Genomic DNA, 702 nt, shown 5'->3' with positions numbered 1-702 from the left:
GTGCCCGGCTGGGTGGTCGTGCCCCCGGTTTCCTCTCCGCCGCCACCGCCCTCTCCGGTACCGGCGGTGCCCGAGGGCGTGTCCGCCGGCGCGGTGGGCGTTCCCGGCGCGTCGTTCGTCTCCCCCGGGAGGTCCGGGGAGGGCGACTGCTCGGGCTCCGGCTCGGAGTTCGCGGGTTGGATCGGCTCGGCCGGTTCCTCGTCCGTGCCCTCGGTGTCCTCCTCCTCGGTCTCCCCGACCGGCTCGGCCCCGGTGCCCCCGTCGGTGTAACCGGTGTCGGGGGCGGTGGTGTCGGGACGGTTGGTCCCCGGCGGCTCCTCGGCCTCCCCACCGGTCAGGCCCAGCCCGACGACGGTGCCGAGGACGGCGACCAGCAGGGCACCGGCGCCGGCGCCGGCCATGTTCCGCCGGGTGCCCGCCAGTGCGGTCTCCCGGATGCCGGCGAAGCGACCGCCGCGTCGGGCGCCCCGCCCGCCGGGTGCGTCGTGCTCCCCGTGGCCCTCGGACCCGCCGTGGGCGTCACCCGCGAAGGTGGCCGGCACCGCCGTCCCCGGGCCGTGGTCGACGGTGGGCCCCGGGACGGTCGGGGCAGCGCCGGCGCGCGCCGCCACGGGCGGCAGCAGCTCGGTGGGAGCCTCGGTTTCCGGACCGGGCGCCGCCGCCGGGGGTGCCCCGACCGGGGGGACCGCCGCGCTCGCGGCG

General features: G+C 79.9%; 1 pseudogene. It reads right to left on the bottom strand.

Annotation, left to right across the window (positions count from 1 at the left end):
* Positions 1 to 611 (bottom strand): annotated as a pseudogene (locus tag FNQ90_RS25780) (hypothetical protein); the annotation flags it as partial.
* Positions 612 to 702 lie beyond the last annotated feature (91 nt).

The organism is Streptomyces alkaliphilus, assembly GCF_014141535.1.
In the GTDB taxonomy this organism is placed as follows: Bacteria; Actinomycetota; Actinomycetes; order Streptomycetales; family Streptomycetaceae; genus Streptomyces; species Streptomyces alkaliphilus.
The sequence above is the reverse complement of the archived record's forward strand: the minus strand, read 5'-3'. Positions and strand labels throughout refer to the sequence as shown.